The 25,930-nt window shown below is 70.9% G+C and carries 19 protein-coding genes and 1 pseudogene; 12 read left to right on the top strand and 8 right to left on the bottom strand.

The window, feature by feature from the left end; genetic code table 11:
* Positions 1–262: 262 nt before the first annotated feature.
* From ACIBI9_RS29755 to ACIBI9_RS29730, 6 genes are all read left to right on the top strand, one after another.
* Positions 263–748, top strand: coding sequence for a SigE family RNA polymerase sigma factor (locus ACIBI9_RS29755; protein ID WP_397226493.1), 486 nt, complete (start codon positions 263–265; stop codon positions 746–748).
* Positions 745–1,908, top strand: coding sequence for a hypothetical protein (locus tag ACIBI9_RS29750; RefSeq protein ID WP_397226491.1), 1,164 nt, complete (start codon positions 745–747; stop codon positions 1,906–1,908). The genes ACIBI9_RS29755 and ACIBI9_RS29750 overlap by 4 nt, the downstream gene beginning before the upstream one ends.
* Before the next feature lie 197 nt (positions 1,909–2,105).
* Entirely contained in the window at positions 2,106–3,038 is a 933-nt protein-coding gene (locus ACIBI9_RS29745; protein WP_397226489.1) for a sulfotransferase domain-containing protein, read from the top strand.
* Between the two features lie 61 nt (positions 3,039–3,099).
* Positions 3,100–4,266, top strand: a complete 1,167-nt coding sequence (locus ACIBI9_RS29740; protein WP_397226487.1) for a peptidogalycan biosysnthesis protein — start codon at positions 3,100–3,102, stop codon at positions 4,264–4,266.
* Positions 4,267–4,293: 27 nt separating this feature from the next.
* Positions 4,294–5,973 carry an AMP-binding protein gene (locus ACIBI9_RS29735; RefSeq protein WP_397226485.1) on the top strand — a complete coding sequence of 560 codons (1,680 nt, stop codon included), beginning with the start codon at positions 4,294–4,296 and terminating at the stop codon, positions 5,971–5,973.
* On the top strand, positions 5,966–11,209 hold the full coding sequence (locus tag ACIBI9_RS29730) for an SDR family NAD(P)-dependent oxidoreductase (RefSeq protein WP_397226481.1): 5,244 nt from the start codon (positions 5,966–5,968) through the stop codon (positions 11,207–11,209). Before ACIBI9_RS29735 ends, ACIBI9_RS29730 begins: the two co-directional genes overlap by 8 nt.
* Here the strand turns inward: ACIBI9_RS29730 and ACIBI9_RS29725 are convergent.
* Positions 11,190–11,888 (bottom strand): thioesterase II family protein, encoded by a 699-nt coding sequence (locus tag ACIBI9_RS29725; protein ID WP_397226479.1) that lies wholly within the window; start codon positions 11,886–11,888, stop codon positions 11,190–11,192. The two genes, ACIBI9_RS29730 and ACIBI9_RS29725, sit on opposite strands and share 20 nt — an antisense overlap.
* Before the next feature lie 85 nt (positions 11,889–11,973).
* Between ACIBI9_RS29725 and ACIBI9_RS29720 the strand changes: the two genes are divergently transcribed.
* From ACIBI9_RS29720 to ACIBI9_RS29710, 3 genes are all read left to right on the top strand, one after another.
* On the top strand, positions 11,974–12,696 hold the full coding sequence (locus ACIBI9_RS29720) for a sulfite exporter TauE/SafE family protein (RefSeq protein ID WP_397226477.1): 723 nt from the start codon (positions 11,974–11,976) through the stop codon (positions 12,694–12,696).
* Positions 12,697–12,858: 162 nt separating this feature from the next.
* Entirely contained in the window at positions 12,859–13,563 is a 705-nt protein-coding gene (locus ACIBI9_RS29715) for a molybdopterin-dependent oxidoreductase (RefSeq protein ID WP_397226475.1), read from the top strand.
* Positions 13,529–14,164, top strand: a complete 636-nt coding sequence (locus tag ACIBI9_RS29710) for a cytochrome b/b6 domain-containing protein (RefSeq protein ID WP_397226473.1) — start codon at positions 13,529–13,531, stop codon at positions 14,162–14,164. The genes ACIBI9_RS29715 and ACIBI9_RS29710 overlap by 35 nt, the downstream gene beginning before the upstream one ends.
* On the opposite strand, the gene ACIBI9_RS29705 is transcribed toward ACIBI9_RS29710, so the two are convergent.
* A complete protein-coding gene (locus ACIBI9_RS29705) occupies positions 14,161–15,456 on the bottom strand; it encodes a GMC family oxidoreductase (protein WP_397226471.1) in 1,296 nt (431 codons plus the stop codon). The two genes, ACIBI9_RS29710 and ACIBI9_RS29705, sit on opposite strands and share 4 nt — an antisense overlap.
* 75 nt (positions 15,457–15,531) lie before the next feature.
* On the opposite strand from ACIBI9_RS29705, the gene ACIBI9_RS29700 reads away from it, so the two are divergent.
* Positions 15,532–16,089, top strand: a complete 558-nt coding sequence (locus ACIBI9_RS29700; protein WP_397226469.1) for a CGNR zinc finger domain-containing protein — start codon at positions 15,532–15,534, stop codon at positions 16,087–16,089.
* Positions 16,090–16,133: 44 nt separating this feature from the next.
* On the opposite strand, the gene ACIBI9_RS29695 is transcribed toward ACIBI9_RS29700, so the two are convergent.
* Both ACIBI9_RS29695 and ACIBI9_RS29690 read right to left on the bottom strand, forming a co-directional pair.
* Complete coding sequence (locus tag ACIBI9_RS29695; RefSeq protein WP_397226467.1) at positions 16,134–16,661, bottom strand: hypothetical protein; 528 nt, start codon at positions 16,659–16,661, stop codon at positions 16,134–16,136.
* Between the two features lie 72 nt (positions 16,662–16,733).
* Positions 16,734–17,555 (bottom strand): hypothetical protein, encoded by an 822-nt coding sequence (locus ACIBI9_RS29690; protein WP_397226465.1) that lies wholly within the window; start codon positions 17,553–17,555, stop codon positions 16,734–16,736.
* Between ACIBI9_RS29690 and ACIBI9_RS29685 the strand changes: the two are divergent.
* A pseudogene (locus ACIBI9_RS29685) lies at positions 17,554–17,994 on the top strand (ATP-binding cassette domain-containing protein); the annotation flags it as partial. The gene ACIBI9_RS29690 and the pseudogene ACIBI9_RS29685 sit on opposite strands and share 2 nt — an antisense overlap.
* On the opposite strand, the gene ACIBI9_RS29680 reads toward ACIBI9_RS29685, so the two are convergent.
* The gene (locus ACIBI9_RS29680) at positions 17,943–18,305 is read right to left on the bottom strand and encodes a hypothetical protein (protein ID WP_397226463.1); all 363 of its coding nucleotides are present in this window, start codon (positions 18,303–18,305) and stop codon (positions 17,943–17,945) included. The pseudogene ACIBI9_RS29685 and the gene ACIBI9_RS29680 overlap by 52 nt on opposite strands.
* A gap of 44 nt (positions 18,306–18,349) precedes the next feature.
* Between ACIBI9_RS29680 and ACIBI9_RS29675 the strand changes: the two genes are divergently transcribed.
* The gene (locus ACIBI9_RS29675; protein ID WP_397226461.1) at positions 18,350–19,063 is read left to right on the top strand and encodes a transcriptional regulator; all 714 of its coding nucleotides are present in this window, start codon (positions 18,350–18,352) and stop codon (positions 19,061–19,063) included.
* Between the two features lie 10 nt (positions 19,064–19,073).
* On the opposite strand, the gene ACIBI9_RS29670 is transcribed toward ACIBI9_RS29675, so the two are convergent.
* Genes ACIBI9_RS29670 through ACIBI9_RS29660 form a run of 3 tightly spaced genes read right to left on the bottom strand, consistent with a single transcriptional unit; the run spans position 19,074 to position 25,890 of the window.
* On the bottom strand, positions 19,074–19,610 hold the full coding sequence (locus ACIBI9_RS29670; RefSeq protein ID WP_397226459.1) for a hypothetical protein: 537 nt from the start codon (positions 19,608–19,610) through the stop codon (positions 19,074–19,076).
* Positions 19,607–25,507, bottom strand: a complete 5,901-nt coding sequence (locus tag ACIBI9_RS29665; protein WP_397226457.1) for an NUDIX domain-containing protein — start codon at positions 25,505–25,507, stop codon at positions 19,607–19,609. Before ACIBI9_RS29665 ends, ACIBI9_RS29670 begins: the two co-directional genes overlap by 4 nt.
* Positions 25,507–25,890, bottom strand: coding sequence for a YbaB/EbfC family nucleoid-associated protein (locus ACIBI9_RS29660; RefSeq protein WP_397226455.1), 384 nt, complete (start codon positions 25,888–25,890; stop codon positions 25,507–25,509). The genes ACIBI9_RS29665 and ACIBI9_RS29660 overlap by 1 nt, the downstream gene beginning before the upstream one ends.
* Positions 25,891–25,930 lie beyond the last annotated feature (40 nt).

Here is a 25,930-nt window from a genome sequence, read left to right as displayed (position 1 = left end):
ATCGGGCCGGGGGATGTGACATCGATGAGGCGTCGGCGACGGTGATTCACGTCACCCCGGGCCCGACCGTCCTACCGGCGCGCCGCCGAACTGCCGCAGGCCTACCCCGATAGGAGTGCATGATGACAGGCGATGGGCCTGGGTCGGGTGCGAGGCGCGCGTCGATCTCGGAGGGCCGCCCTGACACCATGCCCGATTCCAGGAAAACGGCGGATTTCGCCGAGGCCCCAACCGTTCACCGTCTCTCGGGCGTCTTGTCTATATGACGGACTCCGAGGCGTTCGAGGCCTTCGTCGCCGCCTGGCACCCGCGGCTGCTGCGTGCCGCCATCCTCATCAGCGGTGACAGGCATCTGGCCGAGGATGTGCTCCAGGATGCCCTGATCAAACTGGCGCGCCGCTGGTCGAAAGTGCATACCGACCCGGTCAATTACGTACGTACCACCCTGTACAGGGAAGTGGCGTCCAGGTGGCGGAGGCGACGGGAATTCGTCTACGGGGAGCCGCCCGAGCTGGCGGATCACGACACCTCGGGAGCGTCGGACCTGAAGGTGGTGTTCGCCCGCGCGCTGGCCAGGCTGCCGGTGAAGCAGCGGGCGGTGCTGGTGCTGCGCTTCTACGAGGACCTGCCCGTCGGGGAGGTCGCCGCGATCCTCCGGGTCTCGACCGGGACGGTGAAGAGCCAGACGCACGCGGCGCTGAAGCGGTTACGCGAGGTCGCTCCCGAGCTGGAAGAGGTGCTGATATGACGGACCAGACGCTGCGGGAGCTCTTCGACGACCTCGCCGAGACTCTGCCTGAGGGGCCGTCCCGCGCGGGCGAGCTGTGGCGGCAGGGCACGCGCAGCCGTTCCCGCCGCCGGTGGACGGTGGTCGCGGCGGTCGCGGCGGTCGCCGCGCTCGTCGTGGTGGAAATCGTCGTGTCCCCGGAGCCGGTCCAGCGCGGCATCGCCGTGTACCCCAGCGTCACACCCACGACCCCGACCCCGCCCATGGACACGGCGCCGCCACCCAGCGATGAGGCGGGGTTGCCCACGCTGGCGACCGCACTGCCGGAGAGGTGGGCCGACATCCCGGTTGTGGCCGCGGTTTCCGGGTCCGTTCTGGCGCTGGCCGAGTTCGGCGACGGGCGGATCTACATGATGAAGTCCGACGGCCGCGTCCCTCTCGATGTGAAACTGGCTGACTCCCGGGACTCCGCCGGCAACGGCGGGACGCCGCTGAAGCCCAACTCGCTCTCCCCCGACGGGACGATGGCCGCCTTCCCGCAGAAGAACGAGGTGGTGGTCGTCGACCTCGTGATCGGCCAGGCCAGGCGCTACCCGGTGCCGGGGTTCAACGAGGTGGTGCTCTGGCGCGGCGAGCAGCTCCTCGTCGAGCAGGAGGAGGCGGACTACCTGCTCGACCTGGCCACGGGGAAGGTGCGGCGGCAGGCGTACAAGGGCTTCACGGGTGTCGCGGGCTACCGCGACCTCAGGATCGTCTCGCCCGGCGAAGGCGGCCGGACGGTCATCCAGGAGGGCGGGTCGGAGGTGGTGCTGGACGTCCGGGGCATCACCGACGAGGGCAGCATGCCCGTGGGCGTCCTGGGCAACCACGGATGGCAGCGCGGCAACCTCGTCGCCAGGTCCGCGTCCGCCCACGGCGACCAGGCGGGGAAAGCCGACGTGGTCGTCGTGGCCGACACCGACACGGGACGGGTGGTCAGGACGCTGCTCCTGCCCTGGGGCGATTCTCCTGACATCAGGTGCGGGAAGAGCGGCTGCCCGGTGCGCGGCTGGATCAGCCAGGACACGGTGATCATCGAGAGCGGGGACAGGTTGCTCGGCTGGAACATCAACACCGGCGCGCTGTCACGCGTCGCCGAACTGCCCGAGGGCGTGACCGCCTACTCCCTGCGCGGTTGGTGAGCAGCCGGACCAGAATGCCAGCCAGCGGCTTATTTCATATGAGCCCTTAAGCAGTGATGACTCGGCCCCTGACCTGGAGTTTCGACAATTCCCGGCTCGCCAGATCAGTAATATGGCTAATTGTGATTCTTACACGGAATGCACACAGACAATCACATACCTTCCGTAACTCCCGTGCAGTGATTAAACTCACACAAATGACGACGCATCTAGCTCGTTACCTCACACCGATGGAGGACAGCTCTCGGTGGGACGGGTTCGAATTCCGGCCTGGCGACATCGTCATCAATTCCCCGGCGAAGTGCGGCACCACCTGGACCCAGATGATCTGCGCGCTTCTGGTCTTCCAGACACCCCAGCTGCCCGCGCCGCTGTCGAGCCTCTCACCGTGGATCGACATGCTCGTACGCCCGAAGCAGGAGGTCTGGGACCACCTGTCCGCTCAGCAGCACCGCCGTTTCATCAAGACCCACATCCCTCTCGACGGCATCCCGACTGATCCGCAGGTCACCTACATCACGGTGGGGCGGGATCCCCGTGATGTCGCCATCTCCCTGCGCAGCCACGGCAAGAACCTCAAACGTGACGTGATCCGCCGGCTGATCCACCAGGCCGCCCACCCCGGCAACGGGGCGGCGGACGCCCCGGTCGACGGCCATGACGAGAGGGACCTCCTCGACGAACGCACGTACTTGTTGCGTTGGGTGGACAACGACGACTCGCCGTACGTCAACCTCGACTCGCTGCGTGCGCTGATCTGGACGCAGAGCCGCGCATGGGTCCGCCGCGAGGAGCCGAACGTCATCCTGCTGCACTACGCCGAGCTCTCCGAGGACCTCCCCGGCCAGATGCGACGGCTCGCCGAACGGCTCGGCATCGAGATCGACGAGAGCAGGTGGCCGGAGCTGGTCGAGGCCGCCACGTTCCAGCAGATGCGAAATCGCGCGACCGAACTCGCACCCGACGAGCAACTCGGCTACATCCGCGATCGCCAACGCTTTTTCCGCAGTGGTAAGTCGGGCCAATGGCAGCAGTTCCTCACCGTTGAGGATCGAGCACACTACGACCGCCGGATAGCCGAGTTCGCGGAGCCCGACTTGCTCGAATGGCTCCATCACGAGACCGCGTGACTGCGGTGTTTCGATGACGCACCAGAAAATTCCAGATGTACGGCCAGAAGTGCCCGGGCTCATGACGGTCGAGCGCGTCTCCTCATTGGACGACGTCGCCGGGTATGTGTGGGATGACGTCGCCGACCCGCGGGACATGTTCCAGAGCCGCGCATGGCTGCGGGCTCTGGAGCAGTCCGGTGAAGCGCCTGTCACGTACCTGATCGCCCGACAGCCCGGGCACCCTCGGATCCTCGGTGCCCTTCCCCTCTATGACTCGCTCCCCAGCCATGGGGACTACCTGTACTGGCCGGAGCTCCACTTCCAGGACCTTCTGCACGCCGCGGGTTCGCTCGGCGGCCGGCTGGGATTGCTGGCCGGCTCCCGTGCGGGATTCAGCACGCGGCTCATCATTGACCGCAGCCTGCCAAGTCCGACCAGGACGGCGGTCCTGCGGTCACTTCGGGATGCCGCCTGTGCCGTCGCGGCCGAGCGCGGGCTCCCGTACACCTTCTTCCTGTTCCTCGACGCCTCCGCGTGGAGAGACCTCGCTCCGGTCGCCGGCGACGGAGATCACCACCGACTGGCGAGCGTCGCGCAGACCGAGCTGGAGCTCCCCGGTGAGGGCTTCGATGACTACCTCGCGACGCTGCCGCGGAACACCCGCACCAGCGTCCGCAGGGAAGTCGGGGTCTTCGCCAAGGAGTGTGCGACCGAGATCGTCCCGCTCCGCGAGGCCATCACGACCGTCGCGCCGATGATCGTGAATGTTCGGTCCAAGCACGGGATGGCGTACAGCGTGGACGCGGTCACGCGACGCCTCTCGGCGTACGCGTCCGCGCTGGGAGATGCCGCGTCGGCGGCCGTGCTCTGCCGCGTGCGGGGCCGTGTCGTCGGCACCGGGGTCATGTGCCGCTGGCACGACCGGCTGTACGTGACGGACTTCGGGCGGCTCGACGACGAAGCGCCGGACCCGTTCGTGTACTTCAATGCGGCGATCTACGAACCCATCAAGCACGCTTACGCGACGGGGCTGTCGAGAGTCGTCACCGGCGCCGGCGCGGAGCTCGGCAAGGCCCGGCGTGGTTCGGCCGTGCTCCCGCTGATGCACCTGGCGTGGGCGGCGGCCGGCGATCGGCCGGACCGCCGGACCGACACCGCGCCGGAGGAGAACCGCAGGAAGCACTGGCGCGAGCTGCGCAGCACTCACCCCAGGTACTTCCACTCGGTGTGGGACGAGCTGTTGTGACGCGACATCGATCCGAGGGAGGCTAGCGTGAGGCGAGTGGACGAGCCGACCGGCCCCGTCCGTGACACAGCCGGCACCGCCGCGCCGGGACTTCTCGGACGGGTGCCTCGTGACCCGGGCAGGGTCGCCCTGGTCCACGAGGATCGTGACCTCACCTTCGGCGACGTCGCCGCACTCAGCGAGGACGTCAGCGACGTCGTGCGGGGCCACCGCCTGCAGGGCCGCGTGGTGGGCGTGCCGGCAGAGCGGAGCCCGGAGTTCGTCGCGCGGATCATGGGAGTCTGGAGCGCGGGCGCCGTCCCGGCGATCCTCGGGGACTGGGGTCCCGAGCGGGTGCGCGGAGCATTGACGGCCACCGGCGCCGCCGCGACCTTCGGGCCCACCCTGACCGGTCTGGAGCTGCTGGACACCGGCCAGGAGCTCCATGGCGAGGACGTGCGAGAAGCCAGTCATGTCCTCTTCACGTCCGGCACGACGGGAAAGCCCAAGGGGATCGTCGTCGGACGAGCGGCCTTCGAGGCCGCCGGCGTGGCGTTCTTCAAGGAACTGCCCCTGGACGAATCCGATCGGATCGCCTTTCTCAGCAGGCCCGGCCACGACCCGAGCCTGCGGGAGCTGATGGCCCCCTGGCTCACCGGTGCGACGTTGTTCATCCCGGACAGTCGCACGGCCTCGGACCCCCGGCTGACGGCGGCCTGGCTCGCCGAGCACTCCATCACCGTGCTCCAGGGCTCGCCGGTCCTCCTCCAGCTCATGGCGGGCTCGTCGCGGCTCCCCGTCGAGAGCCTGCGGCTGGTCTGCTCGGTGGGGGCACGACTCACGGCCGCGGCGCTGCGGTCGACGGCGCGGTTCGCCCCACGCGCCACCATCGCCAACTGCTACGGGGCGTCGGAGACCCCGCAGGTCGTGTGCATGCACCAGGTGCCGCCCGGTGAGGGGGCCGCGAGCGAGGACCCGGTTCCCATCGGACGGGCGCTCGGCCATGCCTCTGTGAAGATCGACAGTGCCGGCCGGCTGCACGTGGAGGCCGCTGCCTGCGCGCTCGGCTACACCGACGGAACCCCGCTGCTGGCCCCCGACCATGACGGCCGGCGCTGGTACGACACCGGCGACATCGTCCGTCGATTACCGGACGGCTCACTGTGCTTCATGAAGCGGGCGGACCGGCAGGTCCAGGTCAACGGCACGCGGGTGGAGCTGGACGAGATCGAGGGCGCGGCCGCCCGCGTCGCCGGCGTCGTCGGCGCGGTGGCGACGTTCGTCGAGGACAGCGGCGGCGTCGGATCCGTGCGCCTGACCGTCGTACGGAGCCCCACGACGGCGGTCGACGGCGACGAGCTCCGTGCGGTGCTCAGCGACTGTCTGGACCCCGCGGTGATGCCCTCGAGCATCGAGGTACGCGACTCGGAGGACCGGCCTGGCGCGCAGGGTGAGGACCGGACGGCGACGCTGTGGGAGGTGCTCCACGAGAGCGCGCGGTCCGTTCTGGGCCGAGGCCGGATCGACCCTGACGGCGGCTTCTTCGACGCCGGCTTCACCTCGACGTCCCTCATGCGTTTCGTGTCGGAGGTCTCCGTCCGTCTCGGGACGGAGATTTCTCCCGTGCTCGTCTTTCAATTTCCCACCCTGAACACTTTTGCCGATCACCTGGCTCGCTCCCTGAACGGCTGGGCAGCAAGCGAATCGGAGGGCGGACGACATGGGTAACCTCGTTGAGCCGATCGCGATCATCGGGATGGCCGGTCGGTTCCCGGCCGCGGCCGACACCCGGCAGCTGTGGAGAAACCTCCTGGCCGGGGAGGAGGCGGTGCGCTTCCCGTCCGAGGACGAGCTCCGGTCGAGCGGCGTGTCGCGTGAAGCGCTGGACGACGCGGCCTACGTGCGGGCAGTGGCGGAGCCTGAGGGCATCGACCTGTTCGACGCCGAGTTCTTCCGCCTGACCCGGCGTGAGGCCGAGGCGTGCGACCCGCAGCTGCGGCTGTATCTGGAGACCTCGCACGCCGCCGTCGAGAACGCCGGTTATGACGCCTCGAGACTCGGCAGAGCGGGCGTGTTCTCGTCGGTCGCCGCGAACCGCTACGGGATCGGCCGCGTCCTCGGGAACCTGGAGGCGCTCCGGAGTGCCACCGGCATGGCGGCCGGCATGTGGAACAACCCCGACAGCGCGTCCACGCTGGTCTCGTACAAGCTGAACCTGAACGGCCCCAGCATGACCGTGCAGAGCGCGTGTTCGAGCTCGCTCGTGGCCGTGCATCTCGCCGTGAACGCGCTCCGGCTCCACGAGTGCGACGTCGCCCTGGCCGGTGGTGCCGACGTCGAGTTCCCCGTCGGTCACGGGTACTGGTGGGCCCAGGACGGCCCGCTGAGCCGGGACGGCCACTGCCGCCCCTTCGACGCGGCGGCCAGCGGCACGATCTTCGGCAGCGGCGTCGGCGTCGTGGTGCTCAAGCGGCTCGCCGACGCCGTGGCCGACGGCGATCGGATCTCCGCGGTGATCCGGGCCGTGGCCGTCAACAACGACGGCGCGAACAAGGTCGGCTTCACCGCGCCCAGCGCCGATCGGCAGGCCGAGGTCGTGCTGAGAGCCATGGAGGTCGCCGGCGTGGGTCCCGAGGACATCGGGTACGTCGAGGCGCACGCCACCGCGACCCGGCTGGGTGATGCCATCGAGATCTCAGCGCTGAAGAAGGCGTTCGGCGCGGCGTCGGGACTCGCGACCGGGCGGTGTCCCATCGGATCGATCAAGGGAAACGTGGGCCACCTGGGTCACGCGGCGGGGATCACTTCGCTGATCAAGGCCGCGCTGTCGCTGGACCATGAGCAGATTCCCGCGAGCATCAACCTCGAGGAGGTGAACCCGCTCCTCGGGCTCGGGGACTCACCGTTCTTCGTCAACGACACGCTGCGGCCCTGGCCTCGATCGGCCGGCCGCCGGCGCCTGGCGGGGGTCAGCTCGTTCGGGATCGGTGGCACGAACGCGCACGCCATCCTCGAAGAGGCGCCGGTCCGCGCGGCCGACCCGGCTCCGGGACCCACGCAGCTGATCGTGTGGTCGGGACGGACGCCGTCCGCGGCCGAGGCCTACCCGCAGCGGCTCGCCCGAGCCTTCGAGGAGAGTGCGGACCCGCTCTCCAGCGTCTCGTTCACGCTGCAGAAGGGGCGCACGCCGCACCCGGTCCGAGGCGCCGTGGTGGCCGAGAGCATGTCCGACGCGGCCGCCGCCGTGCTCGACCACACGAGGCGAATCGTCACCCCGGAGGAGCAGGCGGACCGGAGCACCGTGTTCCTGTTCCCGGGGGAAGGGGCGCAGCACGCCGGCATGGCGGCGGAGCTCTGTCGCACCGAGCCGGCGTTCAGCGCGGCGCTCGACGAGTGCTTCGACCTCTTCGAGGCCCACGGCCTGGCGCCGCGACAGATCCGGGAGGAGGCGTGGGAGGACACCACCGTCGCGCAGCCGTTGCTCTTCGGCGTCGAGTACGCGCTGGGACGGCTGTGGCTGGCGCTGGGCGTCGAGCCCGACGTGCTGCTCGGCCACGGCGTCGGGGAGTTCGCGGCCGCCGCGCTCGCCGGGGTGTTCACCCTCCAGGAAGCGGTACGGCTGGTGAGCGCCCGGGCCCGGGCCATGGGCGAGTCACCCCAGGGCGCGATGGTGGCGGTCGCGGCCGACCTGGACACCGTGTCGCCGCTGCTGTTCGGGAGCCTCGGCGTCGCCGTGGTGAACGGCGACCGGCAGACGGTCGTCGGCGGATCGGCCGGCGACGTGCGGCGCTTCGAGGACGAGGTCCTCGCGGGGACGGGACTCGCCGTGTCCCGGCTGAGATCCCGGCACGCCTTCCACACCCCGGCCATGACGAGCGCTGCCGACCGGTTCCGCCTGGCCTTCGACGGCATCCAGCCACGTCGTCCGCGCTGGAAGATCTGCTCCGCGTCCACGGGTGGCCTGGTGGAGGCGGCACAGGTGCGCAGCGTGGACTTCTGGACCCGGCAGCTCACCCGGCCCGTCCTGTTCAAGCAGGCGCTCGAGGCCGTGCTGTCCGGCGGTGACCGGGTGCTGGTCGAGGTGGGCCCCGGGCGGACGCTCACCACCCTGGCCCGCGCACATCCTCAGGTGCGCGCCAAGCGGCACCTGACGGTGCCGACGCTCCCGAACGGGCCGTCGAAGGGCGCCACCGAACGCGCCTCGTTCCTCCATGCGCTGGCCCGGATGTGGACCCTCGGCACGGAGGTGAACTGGTCGGCGCTCGGTGCCGCGGGTCCTCGTGAACGCGTACCTCTGCCGGGCTACCCGTACCAACGCGAGCGGCACTGGATCGAGCGGGCGTCTCCGAGCAGCTCGCCCGCTCAGGAGGCGAGGGAACCAGAGGGCCGTGCGGTGTTCCGTCTGCCGACGTGGGTGGAGGCCGCACCGGCCGGGCACCGCGACACCCACGCCGGGGAGCGACCACTGGTGTTCCTGCCCGACGATCCGCGACGAGCCGACGAGCTGGTCGCCCTGCTCGACAAGGCCGGGTGGGACGCGCTGCCGGTGCGGCTCGGCTCCTCGTATTCGGGGGCGGCGGACGGGTTCGTGATCCGCCCCGGGCACTCGGCGGACGTCGTCCGGCTGCTGGACGAGCTGAGGGACTCGCGGCGATACCCGGAGCTCATCGTCGACGCGACGCAGCTCGGCGGCCCGGCCGAACCCGACCTGAGCAGCATCGACGACCAGCTCGACGCCGGTTTCCACCGGATCGTCGAGCTGCTGCAGGAAGCGGCGCGACGGGCGCCCGACAAGCGCGCTCGCGACGTCCTGGTCGTCACCGAGCTGTCCGCGGACGTGACGGGCGGCGAGACCGTGCACCCGGTGCGGGCCATGCTGCTCGGACTCCTGCGCAGCTACATGCTCGAGAACCCGCGCGCCAGGTGCAAGCTCGTCGACGTCCAGGGCGGCGTGACCGGCGATCGGCTGCTCGCGGAGCTGCGCGGCCTTGAGCGGTCAGAGATCGTCGCCCTGCGGGGGGATCGGCGTTGGGTCCCCGGGGAGCGGGAGCTCGTCCCCGACGGTGCGGGCCCTGTCGACCTGCGCCGCGAGGGCGCCTACGTCATCACCGGCGGACTCGGCGGCCTCGGTCTGGCCGTGGCGCGTGGCCTGGCGGACACCGGCCTGCGACCACGGTTGCTGCTGCTGGGCCGCCGTACGACAGGCGGGCACGACGCCGAGCTCGCCGAGATCCGGGCTCTCGGAGCCGAGTGCCGCGTCGAGGCCTGCGACGTGACCGACGTGGACGCGCTGCGGCGCGCGATCGACCGGGCGTCGGACTCCTTCGGGGGCATCAACGGGGTCTTCCACCTCGCCGGCGTGGCGGGCGGGGGCATGCTCCAGTTCCGTACGCGCGAGCAGGTGTCGGCGACGCTCGCGCCGAAGGTCCACGGTACGTTGGCCCTGGTCGAGGTGCTGCGGGGCCGGGCGGACCTCGACTTCTTCGTGGCCTTCTCCAGCCGCGCGGCGCTGAGGGGCCTGGTGGGCAGCGCTGACTACGCCGCGGCGAACGCCTTCCTCGACGCGGTGGTGCGCCGGCAGCCCTTGGCCGGCTGCGCCTCGATGGCCATCAACTGGCCGTCCTGGGCCGAGGTCGGCATGGCTGCCCGCGAGGGCCGGCAGGCCGGGCGCTCCGGATCGGCGACGGGGGTGCGCCGGTGGTCGACCCCGCTGTCGGCCGAGGACTATCCGATCCTGGACGAACACCGGATGAACGGCGTGCCGGTGCTGCCGGGCACGGCCCAGGTCGACTTCGTCCTGCGGGCCTTCCGCGAGGCGGTCGATCACCCGAACGGGCGGCCCGCGCAGCTGCGCCACATGGTCTTCCGGCAGCCGATCACCACCCCGGAGCCCGTGTCACTCGAGGTCGGCTTCGAACCGCATGAGGACTTCTGGCGATTCACCGTACGCTCCGCGCCGCTCTCGTCGGGCTCGTCCGGCGACTACCGCGTCCACACGACGGGTGAGATCCGGCTGGCGGACGCCAGGGCGGGCACGGTGGACCTGGACGGGCTGCGCGCGTCGCTGCCCGAGCGGCGGGTGCCCGTGAACGACCCTGACAACCGAATGTTCACCATCGGTCCACGATGGCCGGGAGAGGAGATCTGGACCTCCGGGGAGGACGTCGGCACGAAGCTCGCCGTACTCACCTTTCCCGAAGCGTTCGACCACGAGCTCGACGAGCACGCCCTGCATCCCACCCTCCTGGACGCGGCGGTGTCGCTGGCGCGGGATCCCGACCATGAGCCGCCGCACGCGCCCTTCGCCTACCAGTCGATCGTGGTGCACCGGCCGATACCGGGGCTTGCGTACAGCCACATCCGCCGGCGCCCGAGCGGGTCGGACACGATCGTGGCCGACATCGACGTGCTGACCGCCGGCGGTGACGTCGCCGTCGAGGTCAGGGGCTTCACCATGCGCCGCGTCGACGAGTCCATGGTCGCCCCCGAGACCTACCGCGAGGAGCGAGACACCGATGCCGGGCAGGACGCCGGGATCACGCCCGCGACCGGGGTCGGCATGTTGCTGCGCATCCTGGGCCGGCCCGGCCACAGACAGGTGGCGATCACCTTGTCGGGGGAGGCCGCGGTCCTGAAGAACCCCGAGGTCACGCCGGACGCGTCGGCCGTGGCACGTGCACAACCGGGTTCACCCGAGCGGGTGTCGGGTGGAGCGCCGTCGGACGAGGAGTCGCTGGAGGCCCGCCTGACGGAGATGTGGCGTGCCGAATTCGGTGTGGAGTCAGTGCGCCCCGACGAGAGCTTCTTCGATCTGGGCGGCGACTCCTTCGCCGCTGTGGGGCTGGTCGAGGAGATCCGCAGGGGTTTCGACGTGGACGTCGGCATCGCCGTGATCTTCGACCACCCGACGGTGGCCGAGCTGGCCGCCGAGCTGCGACGGCTGCTCAGCCACGAACCTTCCTGACCCATTCACGAAGGATCTCGGAAGGCAGTTCCTCGACGATCTGGTGGCCGCCGTCGATCATATGGACCGACAGCCAGTCCGTCGTGTAATGGCTCCAGTCATCGAGGCACTCGGTGTCCCAGGAGCTCGCATCGCCGGTGGCGCCGACCGCGACGATCGGCGCGTTCGACATCGGGCGCGGATCTGATTCCAGATAGCGATTGAGCAGGTGGTATTCAGAACGCCAGAGACGCGCGTATTCGGGAAGAGCGACCGTGTCCATAATGTGGAGCGGCGCCTCGATCTCCTCGGCCAGCGCCCGGTCCGGCAGCTCCGCCAGAGGCGAGAGCGGTGTACGGTGCGGCGGGTACTGGCACATGACGACGATGCCGCGAAGCTGCCGCTCCAGGTGCCCGGCCGCCTCCAGGCAGACCAGAGCACCCATGCTGTGGCCCACGAGCACGACATCCGTGGCGCCTGAGTGCGCGATGAGGGACGCGAGCGCCGCGCCGCGCTCGTCGATGGAGGGCACGCTCATCGGCTCGCTCCAGTTGGCCCGCCGGATGACGGGTTCCCGGCCCGGCTCGTTCCACCGGTCCACGAACTTCGTCCGGCCTCCTAGACCGGGAACGAATATGACGGCCTGGTCACCGTCGATTGCCGGGCTGACGACGTAACTCGCAGAGTCCTGACCACCCATGTCATTGGCTCCTAATACCGGACGGTCTCCTCAATTTCCCGACAATACTGGATCATTTAAATGGATCTATGGCAAAGTGTGATAGGTGTCCACGCTGCTTGCCGCCGCCGTGATCATCCTGATTGCTTCAACGGTGCACGCCGTGACCGGATTCGGGTACGCCCTGGTCGCCACACCACTGCTGGCCCTCACTGTCGACCCGCATACAGCGGTGGTCGCCACCACGATGTCCGCCCTGGCCATGACCATCACGATCGCCGTACGTCAGCGTCACCACGCCGAGTGGAAAGTGGCCATGATCGCCATGGCCGGCATCGTGCTCGGCCTGCCGCTCGGCCTCTGGGTGTACGGGGTGACGTCCGAGCAGGTGCTCACGGCACTGATCGGGGTCGGAGTCCTAGGCTGCACGGTGATGGTGTGGCGGCGCGTGAAGGTGCCGGGAAACGTGCCCGTACTGGTCGGAGTCGGCCTCCTGTCCGGCGCTCTGTCCACCTCCACCGGCACCAACGGGCCACCGATGGTCGCCGCCTTCCAGGGCATGGGTTATGAGCCCTCCAAGTTCCGCGCCACCCTCTCGGTGGTGTTCGCCGGCACCAGCGTGTTCAGCCTGATCGGGTTCGCCGTGGCCGGCCAGGTGAACACCCAGTCGCTCTGGATCGGGCTGGTGGGCCTGCCCGTGGTGCAGCTGGGGTGGTTCGCCGGCAATGCGATCTTCAGCCGTATCGATGCGGAGCGTTTCCGCAAGGTGGTGCTGGCGGCTCTCCTCGTCAGCGCGGCCGTGACCCTCGCCAGCGCGCTCAACGGCTGACGAAGCGGCGCGAGCCGCGGTCGCCGGGAAAGCCGGCAGGTCGGTGGTGGGTTCGGTGCTCATGGAGTCCTCCTCGCAACCGGCACGAGCAAGCCTGACGGAAGTCTTACGGGAGCCCGCTTTTCGTCGCGGACGGGAGCCGCGGCTGCTCGAATCGCAGCTGTGACTCATGAACGACATTCAGCGGAGAGCGGCCCGCCCATCGCGCGGCGGGTGATGCTCTCGATGCTCGGCGCGGGCGCCGCCGGCCTGGCCGCCGCGCCTCTCGTGCGGGGCGGCTGGGAACGGCTCCTCGGCACGGCCTCGCAGAACGACCCCACCGGGCTCAGCGGGCTGCTGCCCAACCCGGGCGGCTTCCGGTACTACAGCGTCGCGGCCTCGGTGCCCAGGAAGACCGCGGCCGACTACCGGCTGGAGATCGGCGGCCTGGTCGAGCGGCCGGGGACGTACACGCTCGACGAGCTGCGCGCGCTCCCCCAGACCCGGGTCGTCGGCGAGGCACGGTGCACCGACGGCTGGCGGGTGCCGGACGTCCCCTTCTCCGGCGTGCTGCTCTCGCATCTCCTCGACGCGGCAGGGGTGCGCCCCGAGGGCAAGGCGGTCCGCTTCACCTGCTTCGACGGCGTCTACAGCGAGAGTCTCACGCTCGAACAGGCCCGCCGGGCCGACGTGCTGGTGGCCCTGGACATGCTGGACGCGCCGGTCACGCACGCCCACGGCGGCCCGGTGCGGCTCTACGTCGCCCCGATGTACTTCTACAAGTCCGCCAAATGGCTGTCCGGCATCTCCGTCACCGACAAGGTCATCCCGGGCTACTGGGAGGAGTACGGCTATGACGTCGACGGCTGGCTCGACCCGGCGGCCTGAGCGCTCGCTGCGGCGGTTCAGCCGGGGCGAGCGATGGGTTCACCGCGCGACCGCCGGGCTCATGCTGCTGTGCGCCGGGGCGGCGGCCTGCCTGTACTTCTCGCCGCTGGCCCAGCTGGTCGGCCGCCGCCACCTGGTGGTCGTCGTGCACGAGTGGTCGGGGCTGCTACTGCCCGTGCCCGTCCTGCTCGGTCTCGCCTCGCGGGCGTTCCGCGCCGACCTGCGCAGGCTCAACCGGCTGGCGCCGTACGACAGGGAGTGGCTGCGCGCGGTACGCAGGGGTGTTCCGGGCCCGCGCCCGGCCGGCAAGTTCAACGCCGGGCAGAAGGTCTACGCCGGGTGGATCGCCGGCGCCGTGCCGGTGATGACGTTCACCGGCCTGCTGATGTGGTTCACCGGCCTGCTGCCGGGGATCCCCCGCGCGAGCGCGATCTTCGTGCACGACCTGACGGCGGTGGCGATCGCCGTCGTCGTGATCGGGCACATCCGGCTGGCGTACCGGGACCCGCAGGCGCGGCGCGGGATGCGTACGGGCTGGGTGACGACCGCGTGGGCCAGGAAGAACCATCCCCGATGGCTCGACGACGAGACGGGCGGCTAGGTCGAGGCGATGAGTTCCGCGGCCCGCTCGGCGATGCCGTACACGGTCGCGCCGGTGTTCGCCGACACGATCGACGGCATCACCGAGGCGTCGGCGACGCGCAGGCCCTCGATGCCGTGGACCCGCAGTTCACCGTCGACCACGGCGCCGATCGCGCAGGTGCCGGCCGGGTGGAAGGACGAGGCCAGGCCGGTGCGCAGGTACGCGCGCAGTGCCCTCCTGTCCCGCACGTCCGCGCCGGGCAGCACCTCGCCGCCGCGCCAGGCGTCCAGCGCCCGCGCCCGGCCGATCTCCCTGGCGGCCTCCAGGCCCGCGACCATCGTGGCCAGGTCGCGGACGTCGGAGTAGTAGGCGGGGTCGATGACGGGCGGGGCCGCCGGGGAGGCGCAGGCCAGGCGTACGGTGCCGCGGCTGCGCGGGCGCGTCAGGGACACGAGGATCGTGTAGCCGCGGGACGGGCCGCCCAGCGCGCGGGAGTGGCTCGGCACGTCCACGAAGCCGATCTGCAGGTCGGGCCCGTCCTGCGCGAAAGGGCTCCGCAGCAGGCCGAGCACCTCGTCGTGGTCGGTGCGCGGCGGGAGGGGGCGGGCGGGTGCGTACACCAGACCGGCCGTGACGTGGTCCTGAAGGTTCGACCCGACGCCCGGGAGGTCGTGCACGAGCTCGACGCCCGTCTCCCGCAGGTGTTCCGCCGGCCCGATGCCGGACAGCATCAGCAGGTGCGGCGTCCCGATGGCGCCGGCCGCCAGCACCACCTCCCGCGCGGCCCGGACGGTGACCCTCTCCCCCGCGGCGGTGTAGATCACGCCCGCGCACCGGCCGCGTTCGACCAGGACGCGGTGGACGAGCGCGCCCGTCACGACGTGCAGGTTGCCGCGGCCGGAGGCCGGCGCCAGGTACGAGTCCCCGTTGATGTTCAGGTCGGGCCGGCCGAAGCCCTCCTCCAGGCCGGACGAGATGTCGTCGGCCCTGCGGTGCCCGGCTTCCACGGCCGCCTTCAGGCAGGCTTCGAGCAGCGGGTTCGGCCGCGCCGCCGGTCCGCTCCGGCCCGGCCACCAGGCGTGCGCCCGTTCGCTCAGCTTGAGGTACGGCAGGAGGTCGTCGAACCTCCATCCCTCCGGCCAGGCGTCGTAGCCGGTGCGGTGCCCGGGGGTGAACGCCCCGGCCGCGGCGCGATCGTCCCGGTCGGCGGCCTCCAGCAGCAGCACGCGTGCACCGCCGTCCTCCGACAGCCGGGCCGCCAGCACGCTTCCGGCGATGCCCGCGCCCACCACGACGAAGTCGTACTCCACCGCAGCCTCCTGACGTCACCGGTTTGAGAGGTGACGACGATTGCACGGCGAGATGTCACCTGTCAAACTGGTGATGTGAAGCATGTCTTTCTGTGCGGTGACCCCGCGCTCGACCTGGCCTGCACGCTCCGGGCCCGCCGCACCACGCGCTTCGAGACGCTGGACGTCCCGGACCGGCTCGACGCCTGGTACCTGGAGTCCGGCATCGTCGATGCCGTCTCCCCCTGCCAGGAGGCGGACCTCGTCCAGGCGGTGGCGGTGCGGGAGGCCATCTACGCGCTGGTCACCGCCCGGCTGGCCGACGACGGGTACGACGACGAGGCGCTCGCCCTGGTCAACGAGACGGCGCGCAAGCCTCCGGCCACACCTCAGCTCACCGCCGAGGGAAGGTGGGTCGAGGCGACCCCAGCGCAGGCGCTGTCCACCGTGGCGCGGCACGCCATCGAGCTCCTCAGCGGGCCGGAGGCGCCGCTGATGAAGGAGTGCGCCAATCCCGAGTGCACCAAGGTCTTCATCGACCGGTCGCGCGGCGGGCGCCGGGAGTGGTGCGGCATGGAGTCCTGCGGCAACAAGATCAAGGCGGCGGCCTACCGGGCACGCAAGAAGGACACCCAGACGGCCGGCGCCCACTGACGCTCAAGTGCCGCCGGATCACGGCGGCACTTGAGTCGCGGCGATCAGGCCGGGTAGTCCTTGGGGTTGATCTGCGTGGTCTGCGCTTTGCCACCCCTGACCTGGTGGAGGGTGATGCTCCAGATGCTGTACGAGGTGGCGGTGGTGACGAACTTCAGCCGCTGGGTGAAGCGCTGGTAGCTGGCCCCCACGGCGAACCTGCGCTTGCTGGTGCTGAAGCGGGAGCCGGTGGTGAAGTAGATCCGGTACGAGCCGTCCCTGACGTCCTTGATGCTGGCGGAGGACTTCGCACGGACGTAGATGCTGATCGCCTTGGTCCTGCCCTTGACGAGGGTGACGACGCCGTCCCGCGGCGTGCCGTTCTTGATCTTCAGGACACCGCGGCCGCCGCTGAGGCCGTCGTAGATGATCCTGCCGTTGCCCGGGCGGGCCGCGGCGGCGTTCTGCGAGGCCAGGGCGACGGACTCCGTACCGGTCACGGCGGTGGCCGGGGAGGCGGTCAGCAGGCCGGCAGTCAGCGCGACGGCGACGACACCGGCCCGCAGGGCGGCTCCTTCGAGAGGTTTCTTCACGACGAACATCTCCTTGGGCGCATGGTCACGGCCAGGGACAAACATAGAAGAAACCGGCGGATCGCGTACCTGTTATGTCCCAGGACTGCTCTTGACGAAGTCGCGCAGATCGCCGGACAGCTCCCGCAGGCTCGCCTCCACGCTGTACATCATGTGCCCCCCGGCGTAGCCGGCCGTCCGGACGCGTTCGCGGGGCCAGGCCGACTGGCGTACGGCGTGCCGGGCGGCGCCGATCGTCGTCGTGAGGTCGAACAGGCCGGTGCAGATGAGCAGCCGCATCGACGGCGCCCGCTCCATGGCGCGGGCGATGGAGTCCATGTAGGGCCAGTCGCCGAAGGGGGAGGTCGCTCCCCACCGCCAGCCGTCCGCCGGGGCGCGGCCTTCGGCGTCGGCGGGCGGCTCCATGCCCCGGTAGTCGTCGGGCCAGTCGACCTCGAGGAAGTCCTTCAGGTGGGCCGCGACGGCGGGTTCGAGCGCGTCCACGATCGCCGAGACCCCGGTGGGATTCACGGGTCCCGCGACGCGCGCGCCGAACGACCCCTCGCCGGCCGGCTCCGGCACGGCCGGCGGTCCCGCGTACCTGTAGAGGACGAGCCCTTCGGCGGCCAGGAGTTCGACCCGGAAGTCGTGCTTGGACAGGCGCAGGTTCCGCTCCACCCAGCGGCTCGCGGGGATGCCGGTGAGCGAGGCGAGCCGCTCCGCCAGGCGTTCCCGCTCCCCGGCGGGCAGGTCGCCGCCGCTCGCGCTCGTCGGCGGCGACCGCTCGTCCGCCTGCATCCGCCTGGACGAGATCCGCGCCGACCTGCGGCTGCGCCGCCAGGAGGCCACGCAGCCCGCCGCGGTGCCCCGGCCGCGGGCCGGCGCGCCCATCCTGTCCGTCTCCGGGCTGAGCATGACCTACCGCACCACATCCATGGTCTCGCGGGCGGTGACGAAGCAGGCCGTACGGGAGGTGTCCTTCGAGATCGCCGAAGGCGAGTCGCTCGGGCTCGTGGGCGAGACCGGCTCCGGCAAGACCACCATCGCGCGGTGCGTTCTCGGGCTGCAGACCGCCACCGGCGGCACGATCCGCCTCGGCGACCTGGACGTCACCGACCACCGGCGGCTCACCGCGAAGCAGCGGCGGCAGGCCGGCCGCCTGGTCCAGGCGGTGTTCCAGGACCCGTACGCCTCGCTCAACCCCGCGCTGTCCATCGGCGCGGCGCTCGCGGAGGCGCTCGCCGTCGGCGGCACCGGGCAGCGGGTCGGCGACCTCCTCGACCTGGTCGGCCTGCCCGCCGCCTACGCCGCCCGCAAGCCGAGCGCGCTGTCCGGCGGCGAGCGCCAGCGTGTCGCCATCGCCAGGGCCATCGCGGTCCGGCCCCGGCTGCTGATCTGCGACGAGCCCGTGGCCGCGCTCGACGTGTCCGTCCAGGCGCAGGTGCTGGAGCTGCTGCGCGAAGTACGCCGGGAGCACGGCACCGGCATGCTGTTCATCACCCACGACCTGGCGGTGGTGCGGCAGATGACCGATCGCGCCATCGTGCTGCGGCACGGCGAGATCGCCGAGAGCGGGGACACGGGCACGATCCTGGACTCCCCCGGCACCCGTACACGATCAGCCTGGTCGAGTCCGTGCCCCGGCACCAGTGAAAACTTCGACATACTGTTGAGATCGATCCTGCGACACACGAGACAGGGGTGCGGCCATGACAGGCACGTCCGCGGACGGCGAGCCGACGTTCACCACGAGCGAGCGGGCCCACGCCGCCCTGGTGGTCGAACTGCTCAGCCCGGTCATCCCGGCGCTCGCCCAGGCCATGGGCCCCAAGACCGAGGCCGTCCTGCACAACCTGACCACGATGCCCAACACGATCGCGGCCATCGGCGGCACGCTGACCGGCAGGGACATCGGCGGGCCGCCCACCGACCTGGGGCTGCGCACGTTCAAGGCGGGCTGGACCGAGCACCTGATCGGCTACCGGTCGGAGACCGCCGACGGGCTGGTGATGCGCTCGTCGAGCATCTTCTTCCACGCCCCCTCCGGCAAGTCGGTGGTGTGCCTGTGCGTCAACACCGACATCGGCGACCTGAAGCGGGCCGAGGAGATCCTCCATGCGATGACCGCCATCTCACCGGGGGCCGGCCCGATACTCGACGCCCCGCCCGGCAAGCCCGCGGAGACCTTCCCGGTGTCGCTGGAGAGCCTCGGCGAGGGGATCCTCGACAACGCCATCAACGGGGCCGGGGTGCCGGTCGACCTGATGAAGAAGTCGCACAAGGTCGCGGTGGTCGAAGATCTCAACAAACGTGGCTTCTTCACCCTGCGCGGCGCGGTGGACCAGGCGGCCCAGCGGCTCAACGTCAGCCGCTTCACGATCTACAACTATCTCAACGAGCTCCAGGCCGAGACCGTCGAGTGAGCCTCCGGCCTCAGGTGTCGCCCCGAGCTCCCACGACGATCACGCCGGCCGTGTGCAGGCTGGTCAGCAGGGCCCAGTCGTCGGCCGGATCGAGCCAGATCTGGAGCTCCGCCGGCCCCGACGGCCGCGGCAGCGCCCCGGCGGGCTCGTAGAAGGCCGAGACCAGGACCAGGGGCACCGGCGCCTCCCACCGGGAGGGGGCCGGTGGCTCGTGCCGCCCGCCGAGGAGGACGGCGCGCTCGGCCTCGTCGCAGGCGTCGAGCTCCGGCCCGGCCGCGAGCTCGGCCTGCAGCCTGACCTGCAGGTCCATGGCGAGGCGGACCCGCGCCGCGGCACGCTCGCCGTCGGTGGCGAGCGCGGCGTAGCCGGGGATGAGCATCCCGGCCAGCTCGGCGGCGTCGTCGGCGTAGCCGCGGTAGGTCCCGCCCGCGTAGATCATTTCATAGCGGTACGGCCGGCCGTCGCCGTTGACCGGGGCGGCCGGAGGCGGCTCCGCCGCCGAGGTGTTGCGGACGATCACGGCACGTTTCGCGGTGCGGTCGCTCATGTCGCCGGCACCCAGCGAGTGGCGGCGAACAGGGCGGTGAGCTGCTCCTTGTCGGCGGCCCGCCAGAACAGCTCGTCCATCAGGACCCGGAAGGAGAGGGTTCCCCGCTCGGTGAGGTCCAGCCCGGGATCCAGCTTGAGGAGCTCGGCGTGGGTGCCCAGCCGGTCGATGCGTCCCAGGTTGGGCAGATCGCCCAGCATCGCGGTGCGGAACGCCGTCTCGACGGTCGCGAGCGACACCTTCACCTGTGACTGGATCACGGCGGCGTCGAGCGAACCGTCCCACAGCCGGAGCTCGATGTGGTCTTTCGCGGTCCCCTTCATGCTCTGCATGTTCACCGCGGACTTGCGGTCGCTGTGCGAGTTCCGCACCTGGGCTATCGACTGGTAGCCCGCCGCGGGCACCTCGTTGGGCCGGCACTGCGCCAGACCCCGGTGACTTTCCCGCTCCGGGTTGTGCCCGAGTCTGAACAGGGTGTCGGTGTGATACTCCGTGTAGTTCCGCACGCTGGTGTAGTTCTCCACGATGTGGTCGTAGTCGTGCGTGCTCACGTGGACGTGCCCGCCGGTCGAGGCGCCGGCCGTGCCGCCGTGCGCGCGGATGATCTGGATGGCGGTGTGGAGGTTCTCCCACGCCGCCGGCTCGTCGTACAGGATGGGCGAGACCAGCTCTCCGTCGACCGTGTTGTCCTGTTCCAGCCTCCAGAGGCCGCGCCCGCCGTTCTTCCCTGAGTGATAGCCCTGGCCCTGCATGGTGTGGTAGCCGTGCACCTCGGCGTCACCGGTCAGACCGGCCTTGTGCAGGGCACGGGCGATGGCCCGCAGGGCCTGGCGGACGTTGTGCTTCGGCAGGACGAACTCGATCTCCACCCCGAACCCGCGCCCCCCGTCACGGGCCGCCAGGGACGCGGTGGCGTTCTCCAGCATGTAGGGGATCACCGTCTCTCCCCTGACGGCGCGTTGCACCGCCTGATCGTAGGCGCGCCGGTACGCCGCGAAATCCCTCGTGAAAGACACCTCAGGGCGCTCCGGCCAGCGCTGCCACGCCCGGCTGCGGGCCTCCAGCGAGGCGACCCGCTCCTGCTCGGCCACGGCCAGCGCGTCGGGGCCGGTGAACCGCGACACGGCGCGGCGCAGGGAAGGGTGTGCCTGGCGGAACGCCTGCTGCGCCTGCGCGTGCTCGCCGGCCGCGGCCTGCCGGGCGTCCCGGACGGCCGAGGGCGACAGGTCGTGCAGGCCCGGCGGGACATGCTGCGGGTCCGGCCGCCTGACGACGTCCGCACGCAGGGCGTCGAGCACCTGCTGTCTGTCGACCGGCCCGAAGGGGTCGACGACGTGCGGCAGTGCCGCTGCAGCCTGCCGCGCCAACTGCTCGACGGAATGGTGGTAACCCGCGTCCCCCGCCAACCGGCGCAGCGGATCGAACACCCATATCCGGGACGGCGACTCGGAGCCGGTGATCTCGGCGAGGCGGGAAAGGATCCGTGCCTCGTCCTTGCTCAGCTGCGTGATGTCCCGCTCGGCCGCGATCCGCAGCCCGTCCCAGAGATACGGGTCGCGCGCCCGGTAGGCGGTGAGGCGGCCGACGAGATCCTCGCGGTCGGCCGCCCGCGCCAGGTCGGCACCGTGTGCCTGCGCGTCCTCGGCCAGACGGACGAACTGCTCGGTGGAGCGTCCCAGCCCGAGGTCGCCGGCCAGGCGCTCCAGCGGCGGGACGGTGTCACGGCCCGAGCCCGCGACGATCTCCTCCAGGCGCGCGGACAACCGCGCCGTCGGGTCGCGGAGATCGGTCAAGGAGTATCTGTCAGCCAGCAGCACCCCGTTCCACAGGTACGGGTCGTCCTGCCAGAACCGGTCCATGGCCGCGTGGAACGCCGCGTCCCCGGTCGTCCCGGCCGGGAAGTAGCCCTTCTCGTGGGCCTTCTGGACGACCGGCAGCAACTGCCTGACGTCGCGGATGCCGTACTGGTCGAGCACGGGCCTGACGAGGTTCCGGGCCCTGGTGGAGGTGAGGGGCCTGTCCATCATCCCGACCAGGAGCCCGATCGTGCGCGCCTGCTCGGCGGTCGCGTCGCGGAAGGAGAACAGGGATTGGTGCCGCTGCCCTGTCCAGCGAGGGGCGTCCGCCGCCATGGCCGTTCTGAGAGCTGCGACCAGGTCGGTACGGCCGGTCAGGCCGTCCGGGTTCATGCCGAATTGCCGGGCATTGTCGAAGAGCTCCACCAAGGCGTCGAAATCGAGGTTCAAGCCGAGTTCGGCCGCCAGGTCGTGGAGGGCTCTTCGCGGGTTCGGCCAGGCGAGGATCCGGCTCATCGAGGCCAGGGCTCTTGCCGTCGTGTCGCTCTCGTCGATGACGGGCAGCTGTTCCACGAGGCTCCGGCCCTCCGCCAGGAGTTCCGCGTCCGGCACGGCCGGGGAGTTGCTGAGCAGCCGTTCGATCCGGTTCGGGGGGCCGTCGTGGTGGGGGCGGCCGTCGCCGGGCGTCCAGCGGTGGAAGATCGCCGCGGCTTCGGCGAAGTTCCGTGGCCGCGGATCCGCGATCGGGGAGAATCCCTCGGTGTCAGGGAGGCCGGGCATCTCGTGCGTGTTCGCCGGGTGCGGTGGCCGGGGGCCGGGGTCGGGAGCCGCCAGGACGCGGTCGAGTGCCGTGCGTACCTCGGGCCAGGCCCGGGCGAGGTCGGGGTGCAGGTTGAGCTGCGGCACCTCCTCCAGCGGCACCCACACGTTGTCGAGCGACTCGCGGGAGGCGGGCCAGACGTCGGCCAGGTGGGACATCTCGCCGATGACGGTGTCGTACGCCCAGCCGCCGTGGTCGTCGTGGTGGACCGCGCGCACCTGCACCTCGCGCGGGTCCAGCCTGTTCTCCTCGCCGGCTTCGCGGAGGCCGCCGTCGACCGGATCCTCGCCGCGGTGGAGCGCGCCGCCGGGCAGCCCCATGGTCCCGCCGTGTTGCGTCTCCATGGAACGCAGCTGAATGAGGACGTGGACGTCACCGCCGGGAGGGCGGTGGAAGAGCAGCAGACCGGCCCCGCCCTCCGTTCCCCAGTGCCGGTGCCCCTGCTCGCACTGGGTCCATCCGTCGCTGGGCTTCGAGACCTGCCAGCGGGGTGGAAGGTCGGAATATTCGGCGGAGGTCGCGGCGACGTGCGGCGGCCGCAGCACGGTGACCTCGCCGGGCGTGGCGAGCACGACGAACTCGTGGAGAGGCAGCTGGCCCATTCCCGTCCACGGGGTGGACAGCACCCGGGAGGCCGGGAACACCCCCGCCATGACCGCCCCGTCTCCCAGGCCGGTGTACCTTTTGGCGACCCCGGGCATGGCGCTCCACGACTGCAGCGGCAGCGCCGGCGGAGCCGCCACGACGTCGCCGTCCGCGGCCTCGGCCAGGCCGGGGACCGGGTGCTGGTCGAACGTGATCCCCCGGTAGAGCACCAGCTCTTCGATGCCGCGGCTCGCGAGCTCCCGCTGCGTCTCCGCGTACTGCTGCCGCAGGAAGTCCCGCAGCATGTCCCCGGAGCGGGCGTGGACCTTCGCGGCCGTCCTGGCGCGGTTGAGATCACCGTACGTCGACAGGTCGAGGACCCCCGTCAGCCCGAACTCGTCGAGCGCGGCCATGTGCATGGCCAGCCGTTCCGGGAGCATCTCGCCGGCACCGTATCCCCAGGTGCGCAGCAGCTCCTCGACGGCCAGCCGTCTCACCGTGTGCTGTGCTTCGGGCGAGTCGAACGGCAGCCGGTGGATGATCCGGCGGTCGCCGTCCGCGTAGGAGCGGGAGCCTTCCACGAAGGACGGGAGGTCGCTTCGCTGGACCGCCTGCCAGGTCCTGAGGGTCCGTCCCATGACGCGGACCTCGCTCTGGACGAGGTCGCTCCCGGGGTCGCCGATTGCCTCCTGCAGATTTCGTTTGCGGCCCACGCCGAGCATGTCCTTCGTCGAGGACCGCATCGTGTCCGTCAGCCGCTCCACCGTGGCGGAGTGGGCGGCCTCCCAGGCGGGACCGCTGATCGGGTCGTAGGCGCCGTCCTGGCTGAGCAGGTCCGCCACCTGCCGCGTCACCGGCTCGATCCGGCGCGGGCTCTCGGGCAGCGGGCTGGACCTGGGCACGATGGTCTGGCCGCCCTGGAGGTCGGTGCGCGCGTGCTGGGGCGTCTCCGGGAGTGCCGGCGTCCGCTGATCGGCCTCCGGGATTGCCGGCGCCCGCTGATCGCTGTCCGGGATTGCCGGCGCCCGCTGATCTGTCGCCGGCGGATCGCTGTCGTCGCGCGGCAAGGGGGCTGAGTCGTCCGTGTGCCGCTCCTGGGCGACCGGCGCCGTTTCGGTGCTTCCGGGAGGCTGGCCGTCCTGGCCCTGGTGGTGGTTGTCCTGCTCAGCGGCACCGGCACCGGCGTCGTCCGGGGCCGGAGTGATGATCGCGGGGACCGTGGCCGGGAGCAGCGACGTGCGCTGGAGGCTGCCCGGCGTCGCAGGCTCGGCCCGCGGGGCGGCGGGGGTGGTGTCGCCGGTAGGGGCTCGGGTGGCGGGGGCGGTGTCGCCGATCGGGGGCCGGGCGGCCGGGAGGTTCTGCTGGGGTCGTGCGAGGGTGTCGCCCTGCTCGGCTCTGTCCCCGGCCGGAGGGTGCAGGAGCACGTCGTGGCGCCGGGTGACCTCGCCGACGATCACCTGGCCCTGGTGCGGCTGGGGCAGATTGGTCCCCGGTTCGGGCGGCTGCCGGTTGATCAGGGTGCCGACGTCGGCGTGCTGTTCGGGCCGGGAATGGTGCGGCGCCAGGCGGCCCGCGGGCGGCGGGGCGGTGTTGTGCCGTACGGGTCGGGGCGAGGTCGAGGGCGAGGGCGGGAGCACAGGAAAGGGCAGGGGCAGGGGCAGGGGCTGATCGCCGGAGGAGGGCGGCGGGTCGGCGTCGGCGTTCGGGGTGGTGACGGACGGACCGTCGCTGAGCTCCGCGACCGCCCGCATCGGGATGTGGCTCACGCGTACCGAGGCGGGGATGTCGAGCCCGCCCGCGACGCCGGAGATGAAGGTGTACGCCAGGTGCTCGCCGTCGAGTTGCCCGCTGAGCGCCAGTCCCGGGACGGCTCCGGCGGTGCCCGCCGCTCCGCCCAGCAGCGCCTGGCCGTACATGCTCTGTGCGATCGCCGCGATCTTGTCGCGGACCGCCAGTTCGGCTTCGGACGCCACGTACACCATCTGCCGGCTCAGCAGCCGTGACAGGGCCGCGTTCGCGCCGGCGAACAGGACGCCGGTCAGCGCGCCGCTGCCGAGCGACATCGCCAGCGACGCGAGGTCGAAGTCCCCCGCCTCGCGATCCCCCCAGATCTGCTGCGCCACCTGCACGCCGAGGTCCAGGCCGCCCATGATCCCGGCGAACTTCAGCATGTTGACCAGGACGAGCCGCTTCAGCGTCTGGATGTTCACCTGGGTCAGCAGCGTGTTGTGCTGGATCAGCTTGAGAACGGCCGGGCCGTTGACGTAGATCCACACCAGCAGCTTGACGATCATGGCGCCGAGCAGCGCGAGCGAGGCGTAGATCATCCACTCGGTGTGCTGCATCCGCACGCCGTGCTCGCGCAGGGCCTCCGCCTCCTCCCGGAGCCTCTTCTCCAGGAGATCGATCAGCGTCTCGTCCGAAGGGGAGCCGTCCGCGTCCGGCTGTCCGCCGAGCGCGTTGAACACCTGCTCGAACGTTTCCTTGGCGGCGCCCTGCCATTGTTGGTCGCGCAGCGAACGCACGACCGCGGCGGCGTCGTCCGACTTGATCGCGGCCAGCAGCTCCGCCAGGTTCTCCAGTACCTGCGCCTCGGCGAGGACCCCGTCGATGTCGGTCTCCGGCAGCGCCCCGCCCGTCAGCGGCAGCGCCAGCGGCTTCACGATCTCGGGCACCAGGCTGAGATCGAGCGGCATCACCGCGGCTCTGACGTGCCGGGTTTCGGCAGGAACGACTCGAAGTTCGTTCCCTCGCCGAACAGGTCCTCGAACGGGAGATCCGGTACGCCGAAGGGCTCCATCAGTTCCTTCATCTCAGTGGAGACCTGCGTGGTCGCCCGCCCGATCTGCTCCACGATGGAGGCCGACAGCTCCGACGGGGACAGCTTGCGGTAGACCCGGGGGTCGAACTCGATCGTGCGCACCTCACCGCGGGGACCGACGGTCACGGTCACCATGCCGTCCTTGGACTTCACCGTCGCCGACAGCTCCCCTACCTTCTCCTGCATCTCCTTGAGCTGTTCCGTCTGCTGGTTGACCTCCTGGACGAGTTGTTCCAACAGCCGCCACGGCTCGTCCATCGTCACCTCCGTCCCTCACGCGCACCAAAACCTCAGAAAC

The sequence above is a fragment of the Nonomuraea sp. NPDC050451 genome (assembly GCF_044458585.1).
This window is presented reverse-complemented; position numbering and strand designations above follow the sequence as displayed.

Excerpts from the sequence above, each read along its gene's own strand:
- ACIBI9_RS29755 (WP_397226493.1), top strand. The coding sequence starts at position 263 with ATGACGGACTCCGAGGCGTTCGAGGCCTTCGTCGCCGCCTGGCACCCG.
- ACIBI9_RS29750 (WP_397226491.1), top strand. The coding sequence starts at position 745 with ATGACGGACCAGACGCTGCGGGAGCTCTTCGACGACCTCGCCGAGACT.
- ACIBI9_RS29745 (WP_397226489.1), top strand. The coding sequence starts at position 2,106 with ATGACGACGCATCTAGCTCGTTACCTCACACCGATGGAGGACAGCTCT.
- ACIBI9_RS29740 (WP_397226487.1), top strand. The coding sequence starts at position 3,100 with ATGACGGTCGAGCGCGTCTCCTCATTGGACGACGTCGCCGGGTATGTG.
- ACIBI9_RS29730 (WP_397226481.1), top strand. The coding sequence starts at position 5,966 with ATGGGTAACCTCGTTGAGCCGATCGCGATCATCGGGATGGCCGGTCGG.
- ACIBI9_RS29725 (WP_397226479.1), bottom strand. The coding sequence starts at position 11,888 with ATGGGTGGTCAGGACTCTGCGAGTTACGTCGTCAGCCCGGCAATCGAC.
- ACIBI9_RS29710 (WP_397226473.1), top strand. The coding sequence starts at position 13,529 with ATGACGTCGACGGCTGGCTCGACCCGGCGGCCTGAGCGCTCGCTGCGG.
- ACIBI9_RS29690 (WP_397226465.1), bottom strand. The coding sequence starts at position 17,555 with ATGCTCAGCCCGGAGACGGACAGGATGGGCGCGCCGGCCCGCGGCCGG.
- ACIBI9_RS29680 (WP_397226463.1), bottom strand. The coding sequence starts at position 18,305 with ATGTCGAAGTTTTCACTGGTGCCGGGGCACGGACTCGACCAGGCTGAT.
- ACIBI9_RS29675 (WP_397226461.1), top strand. The coding sequence starts at position 18,350 with ATGACAGGCACGTCCGCGGACGGCGAGCCGACGTTCACCACGAGCGAG.
- ACIBI9_RS29670 (WP_397226459.1), bottom strand. The coding sequence starts at position 19,610 with ATGAGCGACCGCACCGCGAAACGTGCCGTGATCGTCCGCAACACCTCG.
- ACIBI9_RS29665 (WP_397226457.1), bottom strand. The coding sequence starts at position 25,507 with ATGCCGCTCGATCTCAGCCTGGTGCCCGAGATCGTGAAGCCGCTGGCG.
- ACIBI9_RS29660 (WP_397226455.1), bottom strand. The coding sequence starts at position 25,890 with ATGGACGAGCCGTGGCGGCTGTTGGAACAACTCGTCCAGGAGGTCAAC.